General features: G+C 69.6%; 22 protein-coding genes. 14 read left to right on the plus strand and 8 right to left on the minus strand.

All coding sequences use genetic code 11. The annotated features are described in order from the left end of the window. Positions 1–69 precede the first annotated feature (69 nt). Positions 70–495, plus strand: coding sequence for a CBS domain-containing protein (locus tag AC2D9U_RS15850; protein ID WP_484750702.1), 426 nt, complete (start codon positions 70–72; stop codon positions 493–495). A gap of 4 nt (positions 496–499) precedes the next feature. Here the strand turns inward: AC2D9U_RS15850 and AC2D9U_RS15855 are convergent, their stop codons facing one another. The 5 genes from AC2D9U_RS15855 to AC2D9U_RS15875 are packed head-to-tail and all read right to left on the minus strand — an operon-like array spanning position 500 to position 6109. After that, a complete protein-coding gene (locus AC2D9U_RS15855) occupies positions 500–1180 on the minus strand; it encodes an NUDIX hydrolase (RefSeq protein ID WP_484750704.1) in 681 nt (226 codons plus the stop codon). Next, positions 1173–1985 (minus strand): nitroreductase family protein, encoded by an 813-nt coding sequence (locus tag AC2D9U_RS15860; RefSeq protein ID WP_484750707.1) that lies wholly within the window; start codon positions 1983–1985, stop codon positions 1173–1175. The genes AC2D9U_RS15855 and AC2D9U_RS15860 overlap by 8 nt, the downstream gene beginning before the upstream one ends. Before the next feature lie 22 nt (positions 1986–2007). Next, a complete protein-coding gene (locus tag AC2D9U_RS15865) occupies positions 2008–4050 on the minus strand; it encodes an acetate--CoA ligase family protein (RefSeq protein WP_484750710.1) in 2043 nt (680 codons plus the stop codon). Then, positions 4047–5198, minus strand: a complete 1152-nt coding sequence (locus tag AC2D9U_RS15870; protein WP_484750712.1) for an acyl-CoA dehydrogenase family protein — start codon at positions 5196–5198, stop codon at positions 4047–4049. The genes AC2D9U_RS15865 and AC2D9U_RS15870 overlap by 4 nt, the downstream gene beginning before the upstream one ends. After that, positions 5198–6109 (minus strand): SDR family oxidoreductase, encoded by a 912-nt coding sequence (locus AC2D9U_RS15875; protein ID WP_484750715.1) that lies wholly within the window; start codon positions 6107–6109, stop codon positions 5198–5200. The genes AC2D9U_RS15870 and AC2D9U_RS15875 overlap by 1 nt, the downstream gene beginning before the upstream one ends. Before the next feature lie 119 nt (positions 6110–6228). Here AC2D9U_RS15875 and AC2D9U_RS15880 point away from each other — a divergent pair, with 119 nt between their 5' ends. The 4 genes from AC2D9U_RS15880 to AC2D9U_RS15895 all read left to right on the plus strand — a co-directional run bounded on the left by AC2D9U_RS15880 (position 6229) and on the right by AC2D9U_RS15895 (position 9796). Then, complete coding sequence (locus tag AC2D9U_RS15880; protein ID WP_484750717.1) at positions 6229–6996, plus strand: ABC transporter ATP-binding protein; 768 nt, start codon at positions 6229–6231, stop codon at positions 6994–6996. Next, entirely contained in the window at positions 6989–7750 is a 762-nt protein-coding gene (locus AC2D9U_RS15885) for an ABC transporter permease (RefSeq protein ID WP_484750721.1), read from the plus strand. Before AC2D9U_RS15880 ends, AC2D9U_RS15885 begins: the two co-directional genes overlap by 8 nt. 24 nt (positions 7751–7774) lie before the next feature. Then, positions 7775–8734, plus strand: a complete 960-nt coding sequence (locus AC2D9U_RS15890) for an ABC transporter substrate-binding protein (protein WP_484750724.1) — start codon at positions 7775–7777, stop codon at positions 8732–8734. Positions 8735–8815: 81 nt separating this feature from the next. After that, on the plus strand, positions 8816–9796 hold the full coding sequence (locus AC2D9U_RS15895) for a tripartite tricarboxylate transporter substrate-binding protein (RefSeq protein WP_484750726.1): 981 nt from the start codon (positions 8816–8818) through the stop codon (positions 9794–9796). A 3-nt stretch (positions 9797–9799) separates the two neighbouring features. Here AC2D9U_RS15895 and AC2D9U_RS15900 read toward each other — a convergent pair whose 3' ends face one another. Then, the gene (locus tag AC2D9U_RS15900) at positions 9800–10687 is read right to left on the minus strand and encodes an alpha/beta fold hydrolase (protein WP_484750728.1); all 888 of its coding nucleotides are present in this window, start codon (positions 10685–10687) and stop codon (positions 9800–9802) included. Positions 10688–10835: 148 nt separating this feature from the next. On the opposite strand from AC2D9U_RS15900, the gene AC2D9U_RS15905 reads away from it, so the two are divergent. From AC2D9U_RS15905 to AC2D9U_RS15940, 8 genes are read left to right on the plus strand one after another with little or no spacing between them, the layout of a single operon-like run. Further along, a complete protein-coding gene (locus AC2D9U_RS15905; protein WP_484750732.1) occupies positions 10836–11294 on the plus strand; it encodes an SUF system Fe-S cluster assembly regulator in 459 nt (152 codons plus the stop codon). Positions 11295–11302: 8 nt separating this feature from the next. After that, a complete protein-coding gene (gene sufB / locus AC2D9U_RS15910; RefSeq protein WP_484750734.1) occupies positions 11303–12793 on the plus strand; it encodes a Fe-S cluster assembly protein SufB in 1491 nt (496 codons plus the stop codon). A gap of 2 nt (positions 12794–12795) precedes the next feature. After that, positions 12796–13539, plus strand: coding sequence for a Fe-S cluster assembly ATPase SufC (sufC, locus tag AC2D9U_RS15915; protein WP_484750736.1), 744 nt, complete (start codon positions 12796–12798; stop codon positions 13537–13539). After that, positions 13536–14834 (plus strand): Fe-S cluster assembly protein SufD, encoded by a 1299-nt coding sequence (gene sufD / locus AC2D9U_RS15920; RefSeq protein ID WP_484750738.1) that lies wholly within the window; start codon positions 13536–13538, stop codon positions 14832–14834. The genes sufC and sufD overlap by 4 nt, the downstream gene beginning before the upstream one ends. Then, on the plus strand, positions 14834–16075 hold the full coding sequence (locus AC2D9U_RS15925; protein WP_484750740.1) for an aminotransferase class V-fold PLP-dependent enzyme: 1242 nt from the start codon (positions 14834–14836) through the stop codon (positions 16073–16075). Before sufD ends, AC2D9U_RS15925 begins: the two co-directional genes overlap by 1 nt. A 7-nt stretch (positions 16076–16082) precedes the next feature. Continuing rightward, positions 16083–16556, plus strand: coding sequence for a Fe-S cluster assembly sulfur transfer protein SufU (gene sufU / locus AC2D9U_RS15930; RefSeq protein WP_484750742.1), 474 nt, complete (start codon positions 16083–16085; stop codon positions 16554–16556). Continuing rightward, complete coding sequence (locus AC2D9U_RS15935; protein ID WP_484750744.1) at positions 16549–16944, plus strand: SUF system Fe-S cluster assembly protein; 396 nt, start codon at positions 16549–16551, stop codon at positions 16942–16944. The genes sufU and AC2D9U_RS15935 overlap by 8 nt, the downstream gene beginning before the upstream one ends. Positions 16945–16951: 7 nt before the next feature. Beyond that, positions 16952–17326: a HesB/IscA family protein gene (locus AC2D9U_RS15940; protein WP_484750746.1), complete on the plus strand. Its 375-nt coding sequence runs from the start codon at positions 16952–16954 to the stop codon at positions 17324–17326. A gap of 38 nt (positions 17327–17364) precedes the next feature. Here the strand turns inward: AC2D9U_RS15940 and AC2D9U_RS15945 are convergent, their stop codons facing one another. Next, the gene (locus tag AC2D9U_RS15945) at positions 17365–18003 is read right to left on the minus strand and encodes an OmpW/AlkL family protein (RefSeq protein WP_484750749.1); all 639 of its coding nucleotides are present in this window, start codon (positions 18001–18003) and stop codon (positions 17365–17367) included. Between the two features lie 156 nt (positions 18004–18159). On the opposite strand from AC2D9U_RS15945, the gene AC2D9U_RS15950 reads away from it, so the two are divergent. Beyond that, complete coding sequence (locus AC2D9U_RS15950; RefSeq protein WP_484750752.1) at positions 18160–19140, plus strand: hydroxyacid dehydrogenase; 981 nt, start codon at positions 18160–18162, stop codon at positions 19138–19140. Here AC2D9U_RS15950 and AC2D9U_RS15955 read toward each other — a convergent pair whose 3' ends face one another. Beyond that, entirely contained in the window at positions 19141–20076 is a 936-nt protein-coding gene (locus tag AC2D9U_RS15955) for an MBL fold metallo-hydrolase (protein ID WP_484750754.1), read from the minus strand. Positions 20077–20086 lie beyond the last annotated feature (10 nt).

A 20086-nucleotide genomic window follows, 5' to 3' on the forward strand; every position in this document is an offset into this window, starting at 1 on the left:
ACAGCCGGTCGCGCCCCCGCCACCTTCCGCCCAACGCCGCCCGGATCGGCGAGAGGGAAGGAGAGCGCCATGACCCGGCTTCGCACCATGCAGGAGGCGATCATCCGCCGTGCTCCTGTGACCCTGCCGCCCGAGGCAACGGTGCAGCAGGCCTGTTGCGAGATGCGCAAGCATCGCATCGGCGCCGTGCTGGTGACCGATCCCCACGGGGAGTTGCTGGGCATCTTCACCGGCCGCGACGCCATCTGCCGGATGCTGGCGGAGGGGCGCGACCCGAAGACGACCCCGCTGCGCGCGGTGATGACGCCCCGGCCCGAGACCATGCCCCCCGACAGCCGCGCCGTGGAGGCGCTGCGCCTGATGCGCGATGGCGGCTTCCGCCACATGCCGGTGGTGCAGGGCCGGCGGCTGATCGGCATTGTCTCGCGCGGCGATTTCCTCGGCGCCGAACACGCACGGCTCGAGGAGGATGATCACCTCTGGGAGCGGCTGTAGCGCCTCAATCATCGCTCATGCGGTTGTCGTTGCCGCGATAGACGATGCGCGGCCATTGGTGCCGCGCCTCGGGCGGGGTCGCCAGCCAGGCCTCGAACTCGCCCAGGATCATGCGCGTGATGTCGGCCAGCGTCTGCGTCCTGGTCTCCGACAGCGGCACCCACCGCAGCCCTTCCAGCTCGCCCGACCCCCCGATCTCGCCGCGCACGGCCGCCGCGGGGGCGATCAGGAAGCGCGCATCGAAGCGCATCGCGCGCGTGGTCGGCGTGACGGCGCGGCAGAGATAGTCGAGCGCCGCGAGATCGGCCAGCAGCCGTTCGCCCCTGCGTTCGCCCAGCAGCAGCCCGGTTTCCTCCTGCAATTCGCGGATCGCCGCGACGCCGATCGCGCGGGTGAGTGAGGGCGGCGCGCGATGCGCGATCCGCGCGCGCGTGTCCTCGCGCAGTTCGGTGAGCACCTTCACGCGGTGATCCCCGCGATCGACGCGCCCGCCGGGGAAGACCAGCACGCTCGGCATGAATTTGTGCTTGGCGTGGCGCATGCCCATCAGGATCTCGGGCTCGCTGGCACCCTGGCGCCAGACGATCAGGCTCGCGGCATGGCGCGGCTTCACCGTGCGCTTGCGCGCGGGCTTGGCCGGCACGCGGTCGAGGTCGCCGGGATTGTCGAAGACGGGCTCAGCCAAGATGGATACCCCTTGTCGCAAGCCAGGCGCGGAAATTCGCGCGCTCCGGCACCGAAAGCTGGCGCGCGCTGTTCTCGCTCCAGACGCACCCTTCCGGCTTCGGGCCATGCACCTCCGGATAGCGCGGCTTGCCCGGCGGGCGCAGCGCATCATAGGCGGGCAGCGCGGCGGCGAGGCCCGCATCGTCGTAGCGCTCGCGATGCACCACGACCGAGGGCGGCAGGCGCGGCGAGGCCGCGTTGCGCGCGGCCGGCCAGCCCAGCGTCAGCCCCGCCACGGGGAAGACACCCTCGGGCAGGTCGAAGAGTCGCGTGACCAGGTCGAGATTGTTGCGCACATAGGAGATCGGGCAGGTGCCCAATCCCATCGCCTCCGCCGCCATGATGCCGAAGCCCATGGCGAGCGCCGCATCGGCGCTGGCGTTGAGGAAGGTGTCGACGCTGTCATTGGCGTGGCTGCGCCCGTGCAGCGCGCAGATCTGCCGGCCGCGGCGGATGTCGCCGCAGAACAGCAGCAGCACCGGCGCGTCCTTGATCCAGGGCATGGTGCCGATGGCATCCGCGATCGCCGCGATCTTCTGCGCGTCGCGCGTCACCAGGATGGAATACTGCTGCAGGTCGGATTTCGCCGGCGCCGATTGCGCCCCGGCAAGCACCAGGTCGAGCAGCGCATCCGGCACGGGGTCGGCGGTGTAGCGCCGTGTCACGCAGCGGCCGAGCAGCGCGGCGAGGCCAGGGGGGAGGGTGTCAGGCGGCGCGAAGGGCAGGTGGCCGTAGCGCGCGCGGATCAGGTCTTCGGAGTCCATGGCCTGAGCTTCGCATGAAGCCTCATCCGCGCACCAGCCAGGCATCGGCCACGGTCACGCCTTCGCCGGCGCGGTGGATGATGAGCGGGTTGATCTCGGCCTCCGCCACGCCCTCCAGCGCGGCGAGGCGCGAGACGCTGACGATGGCCTGGGCGAGGGCGTCGAGGTCACCGCGCGGCAGGTTACGCCAGCCGCTGAGCGGCTTCAGCCCGCGCACCTCATCGATCATCGCCCGCGCCGTGTCGGGATCGACCGGGGCGAGGCGCAGCGTGATGTCGCGGTGCAACTCCGCGAGCACGCCGCCCGCGCCGAGCAGCACCACCGGGCCGACCTCCGGGTCCCGGCGGAAGCCGAGGATGGCCTCGGCGAGGCCCTTCGCCATGGGCTGCACGAGCAACCCGGTGATGCGCGCCGCGGGGGCGGCGGCGGCGACGCGCGCGCGCATCGCGGCGGCCTCGCGCGCCAGGGAGTCGGCATCGGCGATGTGCAGCGCGACGCCGCCGATCTCGGTCTTGTGCGGCAGGTCGGGCGAGAGGATTTTCAGCGCCACGGGATAGCGCAGGCCAGGTGGTGCGCTGTCGCGCATCACCACCGCATCCGAAGCCAGGCCCAGCGCGGCGAAGAGCGCGCGCGCATCGGCCTCGTCCGGTGCGGCGGGCAGGGCGATGTCGGGCGTCGCTGCCGGCGGCGTCGCGATTGGCGCGCGCCAGTCGCAATAGGCGCGGATCGCATCCGCCGCGCCCTCGGGCGTGCGGAAGGCGGGAAGCCCGGCCTCGGCGAGCAGGCGCAGCGAGGCCTCGGCCTCGGGCGCGAGGAAGGCGGCGACGGGCTTGCCCGCGATCTTCGCCCCCTCGATGATCCCGCCCACCGCATCCTTCGGCCGGAACTGCGCCGAACTGCCGACCACGGCGAGGACGAGATCCGTATCCTGCGCCGCGCGCAGCCCCGCCAGGCCCGCCATCACGCGATCCGGCCGCGTGCCGGCGAGCGTCATGTCCAGCAGCCTGCCGTGATGCGGCAGCTTCTCCGCATCGAGCAAGGCGGCGGCGGCGGCATCGGGCTTGCGCGCCGCGATGCCCAGCACGCCGAGCGCATCGACAGCGAGCGCGCCGCCACCACCCGTCGTGGTCATCACGCCGACGGCGCGATGGCTGTGCCCGCCAGGCCGACGCCCGGCGACGAGCGCCGGCAATTCCAGCAGCGCCTCAAGCATCGTGACTCGCAAAATGCCATGCGCGCGGAAGAAGGCGTCAGCCGCGGCATCGCTGCCGGCCAGTGCGCCGGTGTGGCTGGTGGCGAGTTCCGCGCCGAAGGGGCTGCGGCCGAGCTTCAGCGCGATGATCGGCTTGCCCAGCGCATGCGCCTTGCGCGCGGCGGCGGCGATGTGCCCGGGCGCGCGCAGCGCCTCGAGGAACAGGCACACCACATCCACATCCGGATCATCCAGCAGCAGCGACGCAATCTCGCCCGCGGTCAGATCGGCCTCATTGCCCGTGCCGATGAGATGCGAGAAGCCGATGCCCCGCGCCGCGCCGCGCGAGAGCAGCGCGCCCATCATCGACCCCGATTGCGAGACCAGCGCGACGCGCCCGCTGATCAGGCTCTCGGCTTCCAGCGCCGCATTGGTGGTCAGCGCCGTGCGCGCGCGGAGGTTGACCACGCCCATCGAGTTGGGGCCGAGCAGCCGCACGCCACCGGCCTTCGCGGCCGCGACCACGCGCGCCTGCAGGGCCTGCCCCTCCGGCCCGGCTTCCGCGAAGCCATCGGCGAGGATGCAGGCCACGGGGATGCCGCGCGCGGCGATGGCGCCGATCTGCGCTTCCACGGCCTCCGTGCCGAGCAGCACATAGGCGAAGTCGATCTCGCCCGGGATCGCCTCGAGCGTCGGATAGGCCGGCTCGCCCAGCACCGTTGCGCTGCGGGGATTCACGGGGAAGAGATCCCCCGAGAAACCGTGCCGCCGCAGATAGCGCTGCGGCCGCGCGGTGAGGCGCGCTTCGTCGGCGGAGGCGCCGATCAGCGCGATGCGCCGCGGATTCAGCAGCGCCTGGGCGAGCGCGATCATTTCGGCGCGCGCTGCGCGAAGCTGCGGCCGAACACACCCTCGGCGATGCGGTTCTTCATGATCTCGAGCGACCCGCCGGCGATCATCCAGCCGCGCGTCTTGCGCACGCAATACTCGATGAGCAGATCCTGGCTGTAGCCCGTGCCGCCCATGATCTGCATCGATTCATTGGCCGCCATCCAGCCCGCCTGGTTGCAGGCATATTTCGCCATGGCGACTTCCTGCGCATCGGGCAGGCCATCGCCGGCATTGACCGCGGCGCGATAGAGCAGCAGTTGCGCGCTGTCGAGCGCCACGCGCATCTCCGCGAACTTCCATTGCAGCCCCTGGAACTCCATCAACGCGCGGCCGAACTGCTTGCGTTGCTCGGCATGCGCCTTGGCCTGGCGGAAGCAGTATTCGCCCAGCGCCAGGGCGCGCGTGGTGTTGCCCGCGCGCTCGACATTGAAGCCCGCGATCTGCTTGCGGAAGCCGCCCTCGCCCAGCAGCACGTTCTCCGCCGGGATGAAGACGTTATCGAAGTAGAGCGCGCACCAGGTCTCGCCATTCATGTAGCGGCTGGGCTGGCCGAGGCGGAAGCCTTCCATCCCGCGCTCGACGATGACGCTGCCGATGCCGTTCACGCCCGGCGCGAAGCGGCAATAGACCACGAAGACGCCCGCATCCTCGGTATTGGAGGTGAAGACCTTGCCGCCGTTCAGGCGATAGCCGTTGCCGTCCTTGGTACAGGTCGTCTTGAGGTCGGTCAGCGCGCTGCCCGCATCGGGTTCGGTCATGCCGACGGCGGCAATGGTCTCGCCGCGCAGCAGCGGCGTGAAGAAACGCTCCTTCTGCCCGGGCGAGGCATATTCCGCGAAGGTGCGGAAGGCGCCGAAATTGCCGGCCTGCAGCACATCGGCGCTGCGCGGGCACACATAGGCGATCTGCTCCATGGCCAGCACCGCGTCGAAGAGCGAGCCACCCTGGCCGCCATCGGCCTCGGGCAGCATGATGCCGAAGAGACCGGCCTCGGCCATCAGCTTCGCCACATCCCAGGGGAAGCGCTCATCATGCGCGCGCGCCAGCGCATCCTTCGCCAGATGGGTCTCCGCGAATCGGCGCACCGAATCCTGGAAGGCGACCTGTTCTTCGGTGAGGCGGAAATGCATCAGACGGGATCCCAGGAAAACACGTCGCCGCTGCGATCGAGCGGCAGGAAATGGGCGCGCAGCGCGGGCAGGGCGGTCTCGGCGATGGTCTCGGGCGTCCAGCCCTCGCCGCGATGCGTGCTGCGGATCGGGCGCGGCTGGCTGAACAGGAAGAGTTCATTGTGCCGCGCGGCGAAGATCTGCCCGGTGACATCCTTCGCGGCGTCGGAGGCGAGGAAGACGGCGAGCGGCGCGTTCTTGTCCGGCGTCATCTGCTGCAGCCGCGCCACGCGCGCCTTCTCGGCCTCGGTGCCGGCGGGGATGGAACTCGTCATGCGGCTCCAGGCGAAGGGCGCGATGCAGTTGGAGCGCACGCCGAAGCGCTGCATGTCGAGCGCGATGGACTTCGAGAGCGCAGCCACGCCGAGCTTCGCCGCCGCGTAATTCGCCTGCCCGAAATTGCCGATGAGCCCCGAGGTCGAGGTCATGTGCACATAGGCGCCGCTGCCCTGGGCGCGAAACCGCTCGGCCGCGGCGCGGGAGACGAAGAAGGAGCCGTTGAGGTGCACGTTGATGACGGCGAGCCATTCCTCGGGCGACATCTTGTGGAAAATCTGGTCGCGCAGGATGCCGGCATTGTTCACCACGATGTCGAGGCGCCCGAAGCTATCCATCGCCTGGGCGACGATGCGCTGCGCGCTCTCCCACCCCGCCACGCTGTCGGTATTCGCCACCGCCACGCCGCCGCGCTGGGCGATGATGGCGACCGTCTGCTCGCCGGGCGTGGCACTGGTCGGGCCTTCGCCGGTCAGGCTCGCGCCGATGTCGTTCACCACCACCTTCGCCCCGGCCAGCGCCATGGCGAGCGCGATCTCCCGCCCGATGCCGCCGCCCGCGCCCGTGACGATGGCGACCTTGCCTGCGAGCATCATGCGAACTGCCTCCCCTTTGCGCAGACCGCTTCTAGTCCTGGCCCCGATCTGCGTGAAGCCGGGTTGCCGGCGCTGCGGCCAGCCCGTAAATGTCCGGACAAGCGGAGAGGACGAACGGAATGGGCTTCGTGGCCCTCGAGGGCGTGGGGAAAACCTATCGCGGACGCACCGGCGCCTGGGAAGCCGTGCGCGACTTCTCCCTCGAACTGGCGGAGGGCGAGTTCTTCTGCCTGCTCGGCACCTCAGGCTGCGGCAAGACCACCGTGCTCAACATGCTGGCGGGGTTCGAGGCGCCGACGGCGGGGCGGATCCTGCTGGAAGGCAAGCCGGTGCGCGGGCCAGGGGCCGATCGTGGCGTGGTCTTCCAGGGCCATGACAGCCTCTATGACTGGCTGACCGCGCGCGACAACATCGCCTTCGGCCTGCGCCTGCGCGGCCAGGGGCGGGCCGAGCGCCGCGCCGTGGCCGACCGCTTCCTGCAGATGGTCGGGCTGACGGGGCAGGGGGCGAAGCACCCCTCGGAACTCTCGGGTGGCATGAAGCAGCGCATCCAGATCGCGCGTGCGCTCGCCAATGATCCGCGCGTGCTGCTGATGGACGAGCCCTTCGGCGCGCTGGACGCCATGACCCGCGCCGTGCTGCAGGAGGAACTCTCCCGCATCTGGGCGCAGACCAAGAAGACCGTGCTGTTCATCACCCACGACATCGAGGAGGCCTGCGCGCTGGCCACGCGAGTGGGCGTGATGAAGCGCGGGCCGGGCGGGACGCTCAAGGCCGTGGTGCCGGTGGATCTGCCCTTTCCGCGCCAGCGCACCTCGGACGGGTTCATGGAGATCTTCCGCCGCGTCCATGCGCTGATCCATGAGGAGATCCACCCTCATGAATAGTCGCCTCGCCACCATCGGCGGCTATGTCGCGGGCTTCGCGCTGCTGTTCCTGATCTGGCATCTCGCCGCGCTCTTCGTGGTGAAGTCGGTGCTGTTCCCCTCGCCGCTGCCGGTCTTCGAGCGCGCGCTGGTGCTGATCGAGGACAACATCCTGCAGGAGCAGATCGTCGCCTCCATGCGGCGGATCCTGCAGGGCTTCCTGCTGGGTGCCACGATCGGCATCCCGATCGGGCTTGCCATCGGCAGCTTCAAGCCGGTGCGACTGCTGCTGGAACCCTGGACGGAGTTCTTCCGCTTCATCCCCGCCGTCGCGATGATCACGGTGGCCGTGATCTGGTTCGGCATCGGGGAGGAAAGCAAGATCTTCCTGATCGCCTACACCACCGTCTTCGTCGTCATCATCGCCACCGCCGCCGGCGTGGGTGCGGTCGGGCGCGACAAGATCCGGGCGGCGCAATGCCTGGGCGCGAGCCGCCTGCAGGTCTTCGCGCTGGTCGCCCTGCCCGCCACGGTGCCCTACATCCTCACCGGCATGCGCCTTGCGATGGCCAATGCCTTCGTCACCATCGTCGCCGCCGAACTCGTCGCCAGCAATGACGGGCTGGGCAAGATGCTGTGGGATGCGCGGCTGTTCATGCAGGTGGAGGACATCTTCGTCGCCCTCATCTCGCTCGGTCTGCTCGGCTTCGCGACCGACCGTGTGTTCCGCCTGCTGATCCGCGCCTTCGCGGGTCGCTTCAACCCGACCATGTGAACCAAAGACAGGGAGCCAACATCCATGATCAAGCGCCGCCATATCCTCGCCGCCGGTGCCGCCACCGCTCTGCCGCTGCCTGCCTTCGCGCAGGGTGCCCTGACGCGCATGACCATCGCGACTGGCGTCGATCCCTCCTTCGCGCCCTATTACGTCGCGCGTGAGGGTGGCTTCTTCCAGCGCAACGGGCTCGACGTCACGGTGAATACCGGCCCCTCGGGTTCGGCCATGATCGCCTTCCTGATCGGCAACCAGATCAACTCCGCCTATGGCGCGGAGCAGGCGGGCGTCTCGGCGCATCTGGTGGACCAGAATGTGGTGGCGGTGGCCGAGGGCACGGCGCTGCTGCGCTGGATCAGCGTGCTCGGCCGCAATGTCGAGAACATGGACGCGCTGAAGGGCAAGCGCGTGGGCGTGGCGCGCGGCACGGGAAGCGAGACCTTCTGGCTCTCGGTCGTCTCCAAGCTGAACCTCAACCCGGCCGACTACACCATCGTGAATGTCGAGGCCCCTGAGATGGTCGCGGCGCTGGAGCGCGGCAACATCGACGCCTTCGCGGTGTGGGAGCCCTGGCCGACGCGCGCGATGCGCGCCATCCCGAACACGAAGATCCTGGTCTCCAACGACCAGATCCAGATCGTGCGCAACTTCGTCTACATGAACCGCGCCTGGGCCGAGGGCAATGCGGACACCACGCAGCGCTTCCTGCGGTCCCTGATCCAGGCGCAGGAGTTCATCGCCTCCAACCCGACCGAGGCGGCCGCGCAGGTCGCGCGCTTCCTGCGCCAGGACCGCGCCTTCATCGCGGAGTTGATGACCAAGGTCGAGTACAAGATGAACCTCACGGCCGACAGCGTGGCGAACATCCAGCTCGCCATCGACCAGCTGCGCGGCATGAACCGCCTCTCGCGCGAGGTGACGCCGGCGCAGGTGATCTGGTCCGCGCCGCTTGCCGCCGCTGCCGCGGGGCGCGTGATGATCTGAACGTCGCGGGGGCGGCATCGCCGCCCTTTGCTTTGCGCCCCAATCCTGCGACCCTCCGGCAAACAAGCCGGAGGATTTTTCATGTCCAGGATGATCTGGCGCGGAGTCTGCGCCTTGGCCTTGGCGGTGGGAATCGCGGGCACGGCCGCGGCGCAGGCGCCCTTCCCCGCGCGCCCCATCACCATGGTCGTCGGCTTCGCGCCGGGCGGGCCGGCCGATGTCGTCGCACGGCTGATCGCGCCCGCGCTGAGCGCCGATCTCGGCCAGCCCGTGGTGGTGGAGAATGCCTCGGGCGCGGGTGGATCCATCGGCCAGGCGCGCATCGCGGCGGCGCGGCCGGATGGGCATGCGATCCTGTTCGGCAGCCTCGCCCAGGCGACCATCCCGACGCTGCTGCGCAACCTCAGCTTCGACCCCACGGCGCTCGAGGCCATCGGCTTGGTGAACGAGGTGCCGATGGCGATCATCGCGCGGCCGAATTTCCCCGCCGCCACCCTGGCCGACCTCGTCGCCGTGGTGCGGCGCGAGGGGCTGCGGCTCAACCTCGGCAATGCCGGCGTGGGCTCGACCAGCCATCTGTGCAGCCTGCTGCTGATGGCGAGCATCGGCACGCCGGTGACGCTGGTCCCCTATCGCGGCAATGCACTGGTGATGAACGATCTGGTGGGCGGCACGCTCGACCTCGGCTGCGACCAGACCACGAACAATGCCGAGCAGATCCGCGCCGGTTCCATCCGCGGCTACGCCATCAGCACGCCCGAGCGCGCGGCCGCCTTGCCCAATGTGCCGACCACGGCGGAGGCCGGGCTGCCGGCGATGCGCATGTCCGGCTGGAACATGCTCTTCGCGCCCGCCGGCACGCCGCCCGCGGTGGTGCAGCGCCTCAACCAGGCGCTGCTGGCGGCGCTGCGGGATGAGAATGTGGGAAGGCGCCTGGGCGATCTCGGCAGCAAGCCCGCAACCGGCGAGCGCACCACCCCCGCCGGCGCGCAGGGCTTCTGGCGCAGCGAGATCGATCGCTGGAGGCCCCTGCTCGAGGCCTCCGCCCAGACTCCCGGGTAGGCTTTACTTCTCGCTGGCCGCGATGATCCCGCCGGCGAGGCTGGCGGGAATGCGGTTGCGCCAGGTGCCGCCATCGACCTGCGTCACGAAGTCCAGCACCGCGCGGTTGAAGGCGTCCGGATCCTCGAGATTCATGGTGTGGCCGCATTTCGGCATCACCAGCAGCGCGCTGCTCGGGATGGTGCGCTTGAGGTAGATGCTGGCCTCCAGCGTCGGGTCGTCCTCGTCGCCGGCGATGACCAGGGTCGGCACCGTCATCTTCGCGAAGCCGTCCTTGAGGTCGAACAGGTTGGGCCGGCGGCGCTGCACGCCGTTCATGGTCAGCGCCGCGCCCTCGGTCGAGTGCTCGCGCAGCTGCTGCTGGAACTCGGCGTAGCCGCGCGGGTCCTTCTCCTCGAAGATCAGGCGGGTCGGGCCGCGGGAATAGGTCAGGCCGAACTTGTCCATGCCCTCGGCGCGGATGCGCGCGATGGCGGCGTCGGTCTCCGCATGGAATTGCGCGGTCTTGCCCGGTGCGGCGCCATAGCCCACCCCGGCGGCGACCAGGGAGCGGCACAGCCCGGCATGCCGCAGGCCCATGTGCAGCGTGGCGAAGCCGCCCATGGAGAGGCCGACCACATGGGTCGGGCCGAGGCCGAGGCCCTTGATCACAGCGGCGATGTCATCGGTCGCGCGGTCCTGGCTGTACTTGGCCGGGTCGGTGGGCACCTCGCTCGGCGGGTAGCCGCGGGCGCCGAAGGTGATGCAGCGGTAGCGGCGGGCAAAGAAGCGCATCTGCGCCTCCCAGCTGCGATGATCGCCGGCATATTCATGCACGAAGACCATGGGCGTGCCGCTGCCGGCCTCCTCGTAGTACAGTTCGACGCCGTCATCGGTACGCAGCTTGGGCATGGCTCGCCTCTTTCCTCGGTGGCGGCGGATGGTGGCGCCCGAAGCCGGTTCCGGCAAGCCAGGGGAAGCTTCTTGACTCCGGGCGGGGGCGGGCGCATCTGCAATCCGGACCCAAGAGGTCCCGTATGGCAGAAGGGAGCGACGCCGCGTGCTGCGGGTCTCGAAATTCACCGACTACGCCGTGGTGGTGCTGAGCCGCCTCGAGGCCGAGGGCGGGGTGCAGACCGCGCCCGGCCTCGCGGCCGGCACCGGCATCGCCGAGCCGACGGTGGCCAAGGTGTTGAAGATGCTCGCCCAGGCGACGCTGGTCGAGGGGCTGCGCGGCGCGCGGGGCGGCTACCGGCTGCTGCGCCCGCTCAACGCCCTGCCGCTGTCGGAGGTGATCGTCGCCATCGACGGCCCGATCGCGCTGACCGCCTGCGTCGATGGCGGCTTCGGCCTGTGCGAGGCCGAGAACACCTGCCCCGTGCGCGGGCGCTGGGACCCGGTGAACGCGGCCATCCGCGATGCGCTCTCCGCCATCATGGTCAGCGAGATCGCCACCCCCGCGGCGCGCCCGCTTGCCGGTTTCGCCCCCTTGCCCATCTCTGCCGCCTTCGCCGAGTAGGACACGACATGCCCGCCGTCACCGAAACGATCGAGACCGTCCAGGCCGTGACGGAGTCCGGCTATAAATGGGGGTTCGAGACCGACATCGCGATGGAGTTCGCGCCGAAGGGGCTGAGCGAGGAGATCGTCCGCTTCATCAGCGCGAAGAAGAAGGAGCCCGCCTGGCTGCTGGAATGGCGGCTCAAGGCCTATCGCCACTGGCTGACGATGGAATCGCCGCACTGGGCCGCGATCAGCCATCCGCCGATCGATTTCCAGGACGCCTACTACTACGCCGCGCCGAAGCAGGGACCGAAGTCGCTGGATGAGGTCGATCCGGAGCTTCTCAAGACCTACGCCAAGCTCGGCATCCCGCTGAAGGAGCAGGCGATCCTTGCCGGCGTCGAGGGCGCGGGTGAGACGCCTGCCGAAGGGCGCATGCCGATCGCGGTGGATGCGGTGTTCGATTCCGTCTCGGTCGCCACCTCCTACAAGGAGCGCCTGGCGAAGGACGGCATCGTCTTCTGCTCGATCAGCGAGGCGGTGCACACGCATCCCGAACTGGTGCGCGAATATCTCGGCTCCGTCGTGCCGCAGGGCGACAACTACTACGCCGCGCTGAACAGCGCCGTCTTCACCGATGGCAGCTTCGTCTACATCCCGAAGGGCGTGCGCTGCCCGATGGAGCTGAGCACCTATTTCCGCATCAATGCCAAGAGCACCGGGCAGTTCGAGCGCACGCTGATCATCGCCGATGAGGGCAGCGTGGTGAGCTACCTCGAGGGCTGCACCGCGCCGATGCGCGATGAGAACCAGCTGCATGCGGCGGTGGTCGAGCTGGTGGCGCTCGACGATGCCTCGATCAAGTACAGCACGGTGCAGAACTGGTATCCGGGCGATTCGGAAGGGCGCGGTGGCATCTACAACTTCGTCACCAAGCGCGCCGCCTGCCGGGGCAAGCGTTCCAAGGTGAGCTGGACGCAGGTGGAGACCGGCTCGGCCATCACCTGGAAGTATCCCTCCTGCCTGCTGATCGGCGACGACAGCGTGGGCGAGTTCTATTCGGTGGCGATCACCAACAACCGCCAGCAGGCCGATACCGGCACCAAGATGTTCCACATCGGCGCGCGCACGCGCAGCACGATCGTGAGCAAGGGCATCTCGGCCGGGCGTGGCCAGAACACCTATCGTGGCCTCGTGAAGATCAGCCCGAAGGCGACCGGCGCGCGCAACTTCACGCAGTGCGATTCGCTGCTCATCGGCGACCAGTGCGGCGCGCATACCGTGCCCTACATCGAGAACCGCTGCATGAGCGCGAAGGTGGAGCATGAGGCGACCACCAGCCGCATCGCCGAGGACCAGCTCTTCTACTGCCGCTCGCGCGGCCTGACGCAGGAAGAGGCCGTGGGCATGATCGTCAACGGCTTCGCGCGCGAAGTGCTGAAGGAGCTGCCGATGGAATTCGCCGTCGAGGCGCAGAAGCTGCTTGCCATTTCTCTTGAAGGGTCCGTGGGCTGACCATGCTGAAGATCGAAAACCTGCACGCCAGCATCGACGGCAAGCAGATCCTGAACGGGCTGAGCCTGACCATCGCCCCGGGCGAGGTGCATGCCATCATGGGCCCGAACGGCTCGGGCAAGTCCACGCTCAGCTACGTGCTGGCGGGGCGCGAGGGTTATGAGGTGACGGAAGGCTCCGTCACCTTCCATGGCCAGGATCTGCTGGCGATGGAGCCAGAGGAACGCGCGGCACTCGGCGTCTTCCTCGCCTTCCAGGCGCCGGTCGAATTGCCGGGCGTGGGCAACGCGAATTTCCTGCGCACCGCGCTCAACGCGGTGAAGCGCGCCAAGGGCGAGCCGGAAGTCGATGCGATGCAGTTCCTCAAGCTGGCGCGCGCCCGCATGAAGGTGCTGAACATGCCCGACGACATGCTCAAGCGGAACGTCAATGTCGGCTTCTCGGGCGGCGAGAAGAAGCGCAACGAGATGCTGCAGATGGCGATGCTCGCCCCGCGCCTCGCGCTGTTGGACGAGACGGATAGCGGGCTCGACATCGATGCGCTGAAGATGGTGGCGGATACGGTGAACAGCCTGCGCGGGCCGGATTTCTCGGCGCTGGTCATCACGCATTACCAGCGCCTGCTGAACCACATCGTGCCGGACCGCGTGCATGTGCTGGCCGGCGGGCGCATCATCCGCAGTGGCGGGCCCGAGCTTGCCGAGGAACTCGAGGCGACGGGCTACGCCGCGTCGGTCGCGGCATGACCGCCATCGGCACCACCGGCGCCGCCGCCTTCCTCGCGCGGCAGGAAGGCCTTCGCGCCCGCCTGCCCGGCGCGCATCTCGACTGGGTGGTTGCACTGCGCGAGCGTGCCGCCGCGGCCTTCCGCGCGCAGGGCTTCCCCACGCGCCGGATCGAGGCGTGGAAATACACCGACCTCGCCGCCGTCACCGGCAGCGTCTTCGGCGAGCCGCTGACGGGCGTGGATGATGGGCTCGACCTGCCGGCCACGACGAACCCGCGCGCGGTCTTCATCGATGGCCGCTTCCGCGCCGATCTCTCCACGCTGACGGGCCTCGGCTACGCGGTCGAAAGCCTCGCGGCGACGCTGCCCACTCAGGCCGCCCGCCTGGGCGCCATCGCGCGGCCCGAGGAACAGGCGCTGGCGGCGCTGAACGGCATGCTGTTCGAGGATGGCGTGGTCATCACGCTCCCCGCCGGCGTGGCGGGCGGCGTGCTGGAGCTCTTCTCCTACGCCACGCACTCCGATCGCGCGCCGGCCTATCATCCGCGCCATCTGGTGAGCCTGGGTGAGGGTGCCTCGCTGACGCTGATCGAGACCGCCGCCGGCCCCGCCGCCGCGCGCTATCTGCACAACCCGGTCTTCGAGATCGAGGTCGCCTCCGGCGCGCGGATGAATCACGGGCGGCTGCAGATGGAAAGCCAGGCGGGCTTCTTCCTCTCCACCGTCTATGCCCGCGTCGCCGCCGGCGGCACCTACGACAATTTCACGCTGAACGCGGGGGCCAAGCTCGCGCGCAACGAGATCCATGTCGCGCTGAACGGCCCCAGGGCCGAGGCACACATGAACGGCGTGCAGCTTGCCACCGAGGGCCAGCACCTGGACACCACCACGGCGCTGGATCACGCCGCACCGGACTGCGCCTCGCGCCAGACCTACAAGACGGTGCTGTCGGGCCGCTCGCGCGGCGTCTTCCAGGGCAAGATCCTGGTCCGGCAGGTCGCGCAGAAGACCGACGGCTACCAGATGAACCAGGCGCTGCTGCTGAGCGAGGAGGCGGAGATCGACAGCAAGCCGCAGCTCGAGATCTATGCCGATGACGTGAAGTGCAGCCATGGGGCGACGGTCGGCGCGCTGGATGCGGAGCAGGTCTTCTTCCTGCGCGCCCGCGGCATCCCCGAGGCCCAGGCCAAGGCGATGCTCGTCGAAGCCTTCCTGACCGAGGCGGTCGAGGCGGTGGCGGATGAGGATATCCGCGCGGCGCTGGGCAGCGCCGTGGCCGCCTGGTGGCAGCGCCAGGGGGTCGCGGCGGCGTGATGGACGGGCACCTCGCGCCGAAGCTGGACCTCGCGAAGATCAGGGCTGACTTCCCCATCCTGTCGGAGAAGATCCGGGGAAAGCCCTTCACCTTCCTCGACAGCGGCGCGAGCGCGCAGAAGCCCCGCCAGGTGATCCAGGCGATGGTGACGATGATGGAGACGGCCTACGCCAACGTCCATCGCGGCGCCTACCAGATGAGCGAGCGCGCGACCGAGGCCTATGAGAATGCCCGCCTCGCCGTGCAGGCCTTCCTCAACGCCGCCGAGTCCCGGGAAGTCATCTTCACCAAGAGCAGCACCGAGGCGATCAATCTCGTGGCCCATGGCTATGGCCGCGGCGTGATGCAGCCCGGCCAGGCGGTGGTGATCTCCGAGATGGAGCATCACGCCAACATCGTGCCCTGGCAGATGCTGCGCGACGCGCATGGCATCGAGTTGCGCGTCGCGCGCATCACCGATGCGGGCGAGCTCGACATGGAAGACCTCGCGGCGAAGCTGGCCGATGGCAAGGTCGGGCTGGTGGCGGTCACGCACATGTCGAACGTGCTGGGCACCGTGACGCCTGCCGAGCGCATCGCGAAGCTCGCGCATGATCACGGCGCGCGCGTGCTCTTCGATGGCAGCCAGGCGGCGGTGCACCGGCGCGTGGACGTGCAGGCGCTGGATGCCGATTTCTACGTCTTCACCGGCCACAAGCTCTACGGCCCGACCGGCATCGGCGTGCTCTACGGCAAGGCGGCCGCGCTGGAGGCGATGACGCCCTTCCTCGGCGGCGGCGACATGATCTCCGAGGTCACCTTCGAACGCTCGCTCTGGGCGCCCATCCCCGGCAAGTTCGAGGCCGGCACGCCGCCGATCATCGAGGCGGTGGGGCTGCACGCCGCCATCGACTACGTGAACGCCATCGGCATGGCGGCGATCGAGGCGCATGAGCGTGCGCTGGTCGATCGCGCCATGGCGAAGCTGCCGCAGATCGAGGGCCTCAGGCTGCTCGGCGCGGCGCAGGATCGCGGCGGCGTCTTCGCCTTCTCGATCGACACGGCGCATGCGCATGACATCGCCACGCTGCTCGATCGCGCCGGCCTCGCGCTGCGCTCGGGCCGGCATTGTGCGGAGCCGCTGCATGCGCGCTTCGGCGTGGAGAGCACCTGCCGCGCCTCCTTCGGCCTCTACACCACGCCCGAGGAGGTGGATGTGCTGGCCGAGGCCGTGGCGCAGGCGCGCGATTTCTTCCGATGACCGCCGCATGACCACGATGTTCGACGATCTGCGCGACCTCTACCAGGAAGTGATTCTCGATCACGGCCGCAAGCCGCGCAATTTCCGTCGACTCGACCAGGCCACGCTCACCGCGCGCGGCGACAACCCGATGTGCGGCGACCGGATGGAATTGTTCCTCGCGATGGAGCAGGGCGTGATCGCCGAGGCCGCCTTCCAGGGCCGCGGCTGCGCCATTTCCATCGCCTCCGGCTCGCTGATGACGGAGACGATCAAGGGCCGCACGCCCGCGGAGGCGCGCGCGCTCGGCGAGGCCTTCCGCGGCTTCGCGATGACCGGCATCTGCCCCGTGTGCGACGGCGCCCTGGCCGAGGCGATGGAGCGCCTCGCCCCGCTCTCGGGCGTGCATGAATTCCCCAGCCGCGTGAAATGCGCGACCCTCGCCTGGCATACGCTCAACGCGGCGCTGGATGGCGGGGGCAAGGAGGCGAGCAGTGAGTGAGACCCCGACCAGCGATGCCCGGCCCTTGGCGGAAGCCCCCAACCACGGCGCCTGGACGCCCGAGGGCAGCACGGAACCGCCGGTGAAGGTCCATGAGGAGGCGGTGATCGCGGTGCTGAAGACCGTCTTCGATCCCGAGATCCCCGTGGATATCTACGAACTCGGCCTGATCTACGCGATCGAGATCGGCGATGACGGGCATGTGAAGGTGGAGATGACGCTGACCACGCCATCCTGCCCCTCGGCCCAGGAATTGCCGAGCCAGGCGGAGGAAGCGGTGCGCGCCGTGCCCGGCGTCACCGATGTCACCGTCGAGGTCGTGTGGGATCCACCCTGGGACCAGGGCCGGATGAGCGAAGATGCGCGCCTCGCGCTGAACATGTATTGAGGCCGATATGAGCACGAGCACCGAGACGCCCGCCCCCCGCGCCCGTCGCGCCCTGCCGCCGCTGATGGCGCTCTCCGACGCCGCCGCGGAACGGCTGCGGGGCCTCTACGCCAAGGGCGAGGCCGGCAAGCTGCTGCGCATCGCGGTCAAGACCAAGGGCTGTTCCGGCATGTCCTACGACCTCAGCTGGGTCGAGGCGGCGGGGCCGGGCGATGAGGTTGTGACCGACAAGGGCGTGACCGTGCTGGTGGACCGCAAGGCGACGCTGTTCCTGATCGGCACGGTCATGGATTACGAGGTGAAGCCGATGTCCGCCGGCTTCACCTTCACCAACCCGAACGAGAAGGGCCGCTGCGGTTGCGGCGAGAGCTTCCACGTCTGACCGTCCGGCCCGCGGCAGCGGGCCGGCAGGCCAGGCGATCAGAAGCGGTAGCGCACCGCCATGCCGACCACCCAGGGGTCGAGCTCCGTCTCGCCCCGGATCGCGCCGTGGTTCACGCTGACATCGGGGCGCATCATGATGCGCTTGACGTCGAAATTGACCAGCCAATTCGGTGCGATTTCGTAATCGACGCCGACATTGAAGGCCAGGCCCCAGGAATTCTCGACATCCACATGCGTCACGGGGGCGGAGCGCGAACCACCCTCCCCATAGAACAGCGTGTAGTTCACGCCGAGGCCGAGATAGGGGCTGAAGCGCGAGGCCGGCAGCGGGTGGTATTGCAGCGTCACCGTCGGCGGCAGCGCCCAGACGCGCCCGAGCTCGACATTGCCGATCGCGGTGTTCTGCACCGAGACATCATGGCGCGAGGTCGCGGCGATGACGTTCACCGCCAGATTCGGCGTGAAGAAATAGGTGAAGTCGAGCTGCGGCGTCGCCGCGTCGCTGGCCTCCGGCGTGCCGCCGATGGTGGTGTTGCCGCCCGATTGCGGCAGCACGCCGATCACCCCCAGACCGAGCACCATGTCCCCGGCCAGCTTGCCGCGCGGATCCTGCGCGAGCGCCGGGGTAGCCGCGATGGCGAGCGCCATGGCCGCGGCGATGGTCCTGCACTGCATTGTCGTGCCTTCTCTCTGCGCGGCGCTGCGCCCCTTGCGCGGCCGCGCTGGCTTCTATCGATCCGATCCCCGCGCGCTTCCTTGATGAACATCAACACGCGGGATGGTTTTGCATTCCTTGCTTGACCACTCTCGCGATGTAAGGGATGCGGGGCCATGACCCTGCGCTTCCTCATCACCGCCCCGCAGCTCGATCCCACCGCGCTCCAGCTGCTGGAGCAGGCCGGCGCCGCTTTCGATTTCGTCAGTTTCGAGGGTGGGCGCGCGGAGATGGAGGCGAAGCTCGCCGCGCAGCCCTATGACGCCATCATCTCCCGCTTCCTGCCGATCTCGGCCGCGGCGATGGCAAGCGCGCCGCGCCTGCGCGTCATCTCCCGCGCCGCGGTGGGCTATGATTCGATCGACGTGCCGGCGGCGACCGCGCGCGGCATCGCGGTGCTGACCGCGGTCGGCGCCAATGCCCCCTCGGTTGCGGAGCACGCGATCGGGCTGATGCTGGCGGTGGCGCGCAACATCGCGCGGCACAACACGGCGATCCAGGCGGGGGGGTGGGAACGCCCGCGACTCGGGCTGCAGTTGCAGGGCAGGCGGCTCGGCCTCGTCGGCTATGGTGACATCGCGCAGCGCACCGGCGCCATCGCCCATGCCATGGGCATGCGCGTCGCGGCCTGGAGCCCGAACCTGGCGGCGCGGGGCGACATCGCCCCGGTGACGCGCGCCCCCTCGCTGCACGCGCTGCTCGCGGAGTCGGACGTGGTCTCGCTGCACGCGCCGCTGAGTGCCGCCACGCGGCACATGATCGGCGCGGCGGAACTCGCGCTGCTGCGCCCGGACAGCATCCTGGTGAACACCGCGCGCGGCGGGCTGGTCGATGAGGCGGCGCTGCGCGCGGCGCTGGTCGAGGGCCGGATCTTCGGCGCCGGTCTCGACGTGATGTCGAGCGAGCCGCCAGGCGCGGATTTCCTGCTGCGCGGCCTGCCCAATTGCGTGCTGACGCCGCATGTCGCCGCCGCCACGCCCGAGGCACGCGCCATCACGGCGCGCACCGCCGCTTCCCATGCTCTGGACCTGCTGCTCGGGCGGCCGCTGCCGCCCGAGTTCTGCGTCAATCCGGCGGTACTGCCCGCCGCCAGGTAATCAGGCGTTCGACGGCACCAGGCGGTAGCCGGTGCCGACGCGCTCGATCCGCCCGGTGGCGGGCATCGGGAAGTGGTAGCCCACCACCTGCAGCCGGTCCGTCGCCGCACGGTCGAGCAGCGCGCGGCGCGTCGCGACCGCCAGCGGCGGGTCCATGTCGAAGATCGCGTACCAGTCGAGATTCGCGATGAACAGCGCGGGCGTGGAGATGGCGTCGCCAATCACCAGCAGCTGCGCGGTGCCATCGGCCACCAGGAAGCTGGTATGGCCCGGCGAGTGGCCCGGCGAGGCCACGGCGGTGATGCCCGGCGCCACCGTGGCGCCCGGGGCGAAGCGCGTCAGCTTGCTCATATAGGGGGCGAGGCGCCGGCGCGCATTGGCGAAGCCGGGGCGGCGCATGTCGTTGGCGCGGCTTTCCTCGCCGGCATCGGTCCAGAAGGCGAACTCGGCCTCCGGCACCGCCACGGCGGCGTTCGGGAAGACCGGCGTGCCGTCATTCAGCGTCAGCCCGCCGATATGGTCGCCATGGAAATGCGTGTGCGCCACCAGCACGACCTGCGCCGGGTCGAGCCCGACCGAGCGCATGTTCTCCACCAGCTTGCCGGTGGCGGGGTTGGTGCCCGGCGTGTTGCCGGCATCCAGCGCCACCAGACCGCGCGGCGTGCGGATGATGGTGACGTTGAAGGGGTTGGCCATGGCGGTGCCGTTCACGCCGGGCGCGCCGGCCACGGCGGCGGCAACCTGGGCCGGGGTGGCATTCACCACCAGCCCCTGCGTCACGTCGGGGCGGATGGCCGCGCCGTCGCTGATCACGAAGGCCTCCAGCGCGCCGACCTGGACGCGGTGGACATTCGGGTTGGCCTGCGCGGCGGCGAGGCCGGGGGCGGCGAAGGGGGCGGCGGCCCCGGCGGCGAGCAGCGTGCGTCGATCGATCATGCTTGGTCTC

This window comes from Roseomonas sp. TF40 (assembly GCF_057219975.1).